Origin of the sequence: Liquorilactobacillus satsumensis DSM 16230 = JCM 12392, assembly GCF_001435195.1 — a bacterium.
GTDB lineage: Bacteria > Bacillota > Bacilli > Lactobacillales > Lactobacillaceae > Liquorilactobacillus > Liquorilactobacillus satsumensis.
On the sequence record NZ_AZFQ01000052.1, the window covers coordinates 186,072 to 192,695 of the forward strand.

Here is a 6,624-nt window from a genome sequence, read left to right on the forward strand (position 1 = left end):
TCTTTCCTTTCTTCAAAAAAACGAACTTTAATGTCATTGTTAGGTAAGAACCATCGCTATTTAGTATAAAGATTAACAAGCTTACCGACCCACGTCAAGTAGTAAAAGACGAACTATTTAAAAAAAGTGTCCAATCACATTTTTATTTACTCCAATAAGTCTTTCAATCACATAAAAATCGTACAAAATATAAGCAAAAAACGAACTATTCTTAATATTGGGAGGAGAAAACTTGGATAATTACGCTCAGCACAAATCTCTCTATAATAAAATTAAAGAGTGTGACATAAGTCGGGAAAATTTGAGTGCTAACTCGAAATTACGAACATAGCGAGTCCTTTGCGATGAGTAATTCGAGGTTAGACGGAGAATTTTGACTTATGAAACACGTTTACCCGAAATAAAAGAGGGGCTGTGACAAAAGTTAACTTTTGTCACAGCCCCCTAAAAAGGATAACTAATTATTTTATTTCAACAGGTGCATAGTACGCATCACTTAGGTGTAGCTTGCAAGCTACACCTTCACGTACTTCACAATCTGGTTTCTGTTTACTGATCCAGCCCAACACGTGCAAAGATATCATCAACATGCCGTAAATGCCAGTGATAATCAAAAGCATCATCCAAATCAGCTTTTGAAAGTCGTGCGGTAATCCGCTCATCTTTTTCCAGTAATGGCCTGAACTGAATTTGCTTGTCCCAAGCTTCTGCTGTCTTTGGCTGAATAAGATCATAGGCTTCTTCCCGACTCATTCCAGTGTCAATTAGTTTCAACAATACACGGCCGCTATAGATCAAACCAAAGGTTCTTCCCATATTACGCTTCATATTTTCAGGAAAAACAGTTAATGTATCTAGAATTGTGCCAAAACGATGCAGCATATAATCAATTAAAGTAGTCGTATCTGGTAAAATGATTCGCTCGGCAGAAGAGTGCGAAATATCACGTTCATGCCAGAGAACCATATCTTCATAGGCTGTTACCATATGACCACGCACGACCCGCGCCAAGCCACAAATATTTTCTGATCCAATTGGATTGCGTTTATGCGGCATTGCTGAGGAACCTTTTTGTCCCTTTGCAAAATGTTCCTCAACCTCACGTGTTTCTGATTTCTGTAATCCTCTAATTTCTGTCGCAAATTTTTCTAAACTAGTTGCAATCAGCGCCAATGCAGCTAAATACTCTGCATGCAGATCACGTGGTAATATCTGACTAGAAATTTCTTGGGCCCGAATTCCCAGCTTGGTGCAAACATATTTTTCAACAAAAGGATCAATATTAGCAAAGGTTCCTACCGCACCACTAATTTTACCAGCCTCAACTCCGGCAGCAGCGTGCTCAAAGCGCTCAATATCACGCTTTACTTCAGAATACCAGCGTGCTAATTTCAGCCCAAAAGTCGTTGGTTCAGCATGTACGCCGTGTGTGCGCCCCATCATAACCGTATATTGATATTCTTTGGCTTTCTTAGCCACAATTTCCTTGAAAGCTGCCAGATCATTACGCAAAATTTCATTAACCTGTTTCAACTGATATCCATAAGCCGTATCCACAACATCGGTACTGGTCAAACCATAATGAACCCATTTCTTTTCGGCTCCTAAAGATTCCGAAACACAGCGTGTAAAAGCAATCACATCGTGGTGTGTGCTTTGTTCAATCTCCAAAATCCGCTCAACATCAAAACGAGCATTTTGACGAATTTTTTCAACATCTGCTGCTGGAATATGACCAAGTTTTGACCATGCCTCGTCTGCTGCGATCTCAACTTCGAGCCAGCATTCATATTTTTTCTTATCGTTCCAGATTGCTGCCATTTCAGGTCGTGTATATCTTGAAATCATTATTTTTCCCCTTTAATCCCATACTTTTGTCTGTTTAATTTCTGCCAGCGTTTCATTAATATCATCCGTTAGAATCGTGATATGACCCATCTTGCGATCTCGTCGAAGCTCACCTTTACCGTAATCATGGAAATGCCATTGTTTTTTTTGTGCAACCAGTCGCTTAGCTCCAGCAACGTGTTGACCTAAGACATTCACCATTACTACTGGCTGCAACAACTTGATTTGTGGCAACGGCCAGTTACAAATTGCACGGTTATGCACGTCAAACTGCGAAAAATTGCACGCTTCAATTGAATAATGCCCAGAATTATGCGGACGCGGTGCTAGTTCATTCACATAGAGTTCTTGATCCTCGCCAACGAATAACTCTATTCCCAGAATACCACAAAGATTAATTCCGACAGCGATTTTTTCAGCGATTTCTTGCGCTTTTTCTTGCAAATCCGCAGAAATCCTAGCAGGTACAATGCTTTCGTGCAAAATTTGATTACGATGAATATTTTCACTGACTGGGAAAACACAGAGCGCGCCTGTACTATTGCGCCCTACCATAACAGAACATTCCTTGCCAAAGTTGACCCAACCTTCTAAGATGCATTTTCCCTGACTTAAAAGTTCTGTTGCTGCTGTAAGATCGGCAGGAGTATGTAAAACATGCTGTGCTTTGCCATCATATCCACCCTGACAAGTTTTCAAAACTGCAGGATAACCGATTGTAGCAAGTGCTTCTTCCAGCTGCTCTTTATTTTCAATTGCTCTAAAGGGGGCAACTTTCAAGCCCAGCTTTTTCAGAAAGGTCTTTTCACGCAAACGATCCTTCGTCACCGCTAAAAGATGTGTACCTTGTGGAACCGCTACTTGGTCCTGAACATCTTCAAGTGCTTGAAGGTCAACATTTTCAAACTCATAAGTTAAGACATCTGCACGCCTTGCCAGTTCTTCAATTGCTTTTAAATCTGCATAAGGTGCAACTATCTGAGCATCTGCCGCCTGACCTGCCGAGCAATCTGGATTCGGATCCAAGATAAGCACTCGAAATCCCGCTGCTTTAGCAGAAAAAGTCAACATTTGTCCCAATTGTCCTCCGCCTATAATTCCAATTGTTTTTCCCTGTTCAATCAAACTAGTCAAGTTGCTCACTACTCCTTACTGAAGTGTCATGCTGCTGTTTACGGAAAGCTACTAACTTTTTGGTTATTGCTGGATCTGAAAGTGCAATGATCTGCAATGCTAACAAAGCAGCATTCTTAGCTCCAGAAGTTCCAATTGCAGTTGTAGCCACCGGAATTCCTGCAGGCATCTGTACAATTGACAGCAATGAATCAAGACCATTAAGTGCGTGACTCTGCACTGGGACACCAATTACTGGTAGAACAGTATTTGCGGCAAGCATGCCGGGCAGATGTGCTGCTCCGCCAGCGCCCGCAATAATTACCTTTGTCCCTGCAGCAAGTGCATTCTTGGAAAAAGCGAACATTTCTGCTGGCATCCGATGCGCTGAAATGACCTTCTTCGTATATTCTACTTGGAATTCATCCAAAATTGCAGCAGCTGCTTTCATCGTACTCCAGTCTGAAATACTGCCCATCACAATACTTATTTTACTACTCATGCCGATCCCTCCTACAAGAGACAGCTTATCAAAAGCGTCACAACTTGTCAAAGCTAAAATCGAACTATATTACTATTTTTATAGATTTTATACGCATTATCCGCTAACTTTGTCTTTTTTGCAGCTTTAAGTTTTCAAAAGTATTTATTTTACTCGCAAATTATCCAAAAAAGAGCGGGACAAAAGGCGTTTAGCTGACGAAAATTAACAACGTCAGGCGGATAATTACGAGATTGAATTGTCTGACTGACGGGATTAAGTGCATCAAATTGCCTTTTGGTGCACGTTTTAGCACTAGCTGTTTGGGAACCAAGAACACAAAAAAAGAGTTCGCGACTTTTGTCCCAAACCCCTTTTTCTGGCTCTAAGCCATTTATTTTCTCTCTTAGTTGCAAACTCACGTCTGTCAATCAAAATTCCAGCCAAGTAGACTATCAAAATACCTAATCTTCAGCCGCTGCCATTGCTTCAAGGATATCTTCTAGGCGATCCCGCTCAGCTTCTGCATTGCGTTTTTTTTCATCGTAAGCTTCTAATAAGTGGCGGCCTCGATTACTCTGGCTAATTTCCTCGCAAACATGGTCGAGTTCAGTAATCTTCTCTACCGCGACCTGATAATCACGCAAAATATCAAGTTTATTGCTCATGACAAAAGCCCCCTAAAAATAATTTATCGACTTGAATAATCTAACACTTTTTGTCATGTTTGTGAACTACTTTATATTACAGTTTGATTACAAATAACCACGTTCTGCCTTGGCACCAACTTTATTCTAGTTGCTATGGCTTTTGATAACAACTGGCGCTAGTTTTTCCTTTTCAATCTTCGCTTCAATTATTGTTTTAACATCCCGTGCAATCATCAGCTCTTCATTTGTAGGAATCATCAAAGCTGCCACACGTGACGTTGGCGTGGAAATAAATTCTGCTACCCCACGCTTAGCATTGGCTTTTTCATCAACTTCAATTCCCAAGAATTCCAAACGCTTCATAATTTTTTCGCGAATATATCCAGAATTTTCACCAATTCCAGCGGTAAAAATAATGCCATCAAGGCCACCCATCTCAGCCATGTAGGCACCCACATATTTGACAACGTCTTTAACAAAAATATTAATTGCCAATTGAGCCCGCTCATCAGTTTTACACTTAGCCTCGATATCTCGCATGTCTGAGGAAATGCCTGAAATCCCTAGTAAACCTGACTTTTTATTCAAATCATAAATCACTTCCGGCATAGAATGCATATCCAGCTTTTGCATCATAAAAGAAATCAACGAGACATCGACATCCCCAGATCTAGTTGCCATTGTGATCCCAGTCAGGGGCGTAAATCCCATTGAAGTATCAAACGACTTGCCATTTTTAACCGCACATAAAGACGCACCTGCCCCTAAATGACAACTAATTAGTTTTAATTGCTTGAGCGGTTTTTCCATCATGTGAGCTGCAACTTGTACAACATAGCGATGACTAGTCCCATGCGCCCCATATCGACGCGCACCGTATTTGTGATACCATTCGTATGGTACGCTATATACGTAATTTTCTTTAGGCATCGTTTGATGAAATGAAGTGTCAAAAACAGCAACTGACACAGCATTTGGCAAAATTTTTCTAAAAGCTTCAATTCCCATTAAATTAGCGGGATTATGAATTGGTGCATACTCCGTCAGTTCATTAATTCTGCGAATAATTCGCGAGTTGACTGCAACGGATTTTTTAAAGTATTCTCCGCCAGCAACTACACGATGTCCTACACCCACGATTTCTGCAAAATCTTGAACAATTCCCAGTTTCAAGAGCAGTTGCAATAAGCGTTTGACTGCCACAGCATGGTCTTTTAACTCTGCTTCTTTGCGATATTCCTTTTCTCCGTACTTAATTTTGATCGTCCCATTTGAAATCCCGATACGATCAAACAGGCCCTGTGCCAGCACCTTTTCTCCTTCCATTTCAAAAAGCTTAAACTTGAGACTCGAGCTACCAGCGTTAATTGCGATGATTTTTGCCATGTGAATCCCTCCAATGCCATTAAAACGTTTTCATACATCTAATATAACAAATTTTGCACGAAATTTCACTAGAAGATCGGTTATTCTTGTTAAAATTCAACTCAATTCCGCTATCTCATTTAGAAATCAGCCTTTAATTATTCCACAAAAGCCATTACAATTGTTTGATAGGAACTTTTTGTGGAGGAATGTCATGCAGTATGAAAAAGAACTTATCACTTTAGTCAAAAGAACCCCTGAATTTACGGAAATATTCCATATTCTAGATAGCTATCAGCTTGGAAAAGCATTGATTTGCGGTGGTGCTTTACGTGATTTGGTATGGAACACGCTCAGCAAACAACCGACTTCGCTTCTTAGAGGAAACATTGATGTCTTATATGGAGATTCTGCAGAAACATATGAGCAGCTGCTAACAAGACGCGCTCTTCTGGGGCAATGCCATTCGAAATATCTGTGGAATTTGCAAAATGTCGTCTTAAACAATTCACAAACGCGGCAGCCATTTGGTAAAACTCCGGAAGAAGCGCTCACAACTCTTCCGGAAACCTGCAGTGCGGTCGCTATTACTTTTGAAGCAGGAACCTTCAAAATTCTTGCACCTTTTGGCTTACAGGATCTTTTTAACATGGAAGTTCACCCTACACCACGTTTTATTAAAGATTCGGACTTGCTTAACCAGTTTAAGCGTCGCAGCGCGCTTAAGGGATGGGAGCAGCGTTGGCCGGTGACGTTTTTTGCTGATTAAAGTCGAAGTGTGACAGCCAGTTGAAAAACTCTGCGTACTAAGCGCTGGAGCACGCACGTAACTTGCTCTTAGTTACAAGTGCCTCCAAGCTTAGGCACAGGAGGTTACTGGCTGGAACACGTTAAATAGTGACAGCCAGTTGAAAAACTCCGCATACTAAGTGCTGGAGCACGCACGTAACTTGCTCTTAGTTACAAGTGCCTCCAAGCTTAGACACAAGAGGTTACTGGCTGGAACACGTTAAATAGGTGACAGCCAGTTGAAAAACTCTGCGTACTAAGCGCTGGAGCATCTAATTCAAGACAAAAATAAGGACTATGCAAAAGATTAGTTTTGCACAGTCCTTTTTTATTCCGGATAAACGTGTTCCATAAGTCAAAATTCTCCGTCTAACTTCG

General features: G+C 40.9%; 6 protein-coding genes. 1 reads left to right on the forward strand and 5 read right to left on the reverse strand.

Features of this window, described 5'->3' with window-relative positions; translation table 11 throughout:
- Positions 1–549: 549 nt before the first annotated feature.
- The 5 genes from purB to FD50_RS09625 all read right to left on the reverse strand — a co-directional run bounded on the left by purB (position 550) and on the right by FD50_RS09625 (position 5,478).
- Positions 550–1,848, reverse strand: a complete 1,299-nt coding sequence (purB, locus tag FD50_RS09600; RefSeq protein WP_056961326.1) for an adenylosuccinate lyase — start codon at positions 1,846–1,848, stop codon at positions 550–552.
- A gap of 12 nt (positions 1,849–1,860) precedes the next feature.
- On the reverse strand, positions 1,861–2,982 hold the full coding sequence (gene purK / locus FD50_RS09605) for a 5-(carboxyamino)imidazole ribonucleotide synthase (protein ID WP_056961328.1): 1,122 nt from the start codon (positions 2,980–2,982) through the stop codon (positions 1,861–1,863).
- A complete protein-coding gene (gene purE / locus FD50_RS09610; RefSeq protein WP_054755908.1) occupies positions 2,975–3,463 on the reverse strand; it encodes a 5-(carboxyamino)imidazole ribonucleotide mutase in 489 nt (162 codons plus the stop codon). Before purE ends, purK begins: the two co-directional genes overlap by 8 nt.
- 443 nt (positions 3,464–3,906) lie before the next feature.
- Entirely contained in the window at positions 3,907–4,110 is a 204-nt protein-coding gene (locus tag FD50_RS09620; RefSeq protein ID WP_054755903.1) for a hypothetical protein, read from the reverse strand.
- Positions 4,111–4,236: 126 nt separating this feature from the next.
- Entirely contained in the window at positions 4,237–5,478 is a 1,242-nt protein-coding gene (locus FD50_RS09625; protein ID WP_056961330.1) for an acetate/propionate family kinase, read from the reverse strand.
- 193 nt (positions 5,479–5,671) lie between these two features.
- Between FD50_RS09625 and FD50_RS09630 the strand changes: the two genes are divergently transcribed.
- Positions 5,672–6,226 carry a nucleotidyltransferase family protein gene (locus FD50_RS09630; RefSeq protein ID WP_056961332.1) on the forward strand — a complete coding sequence of 185 codons (555 nt, stop codon included), beginning with the start codon at positions 5,672–5,674 and terminating at the stop codon, positions 6,224–6,226.
- The last annotated feature ends 398 nt before the right edge of the window (positions 6,227–6,624 follow it).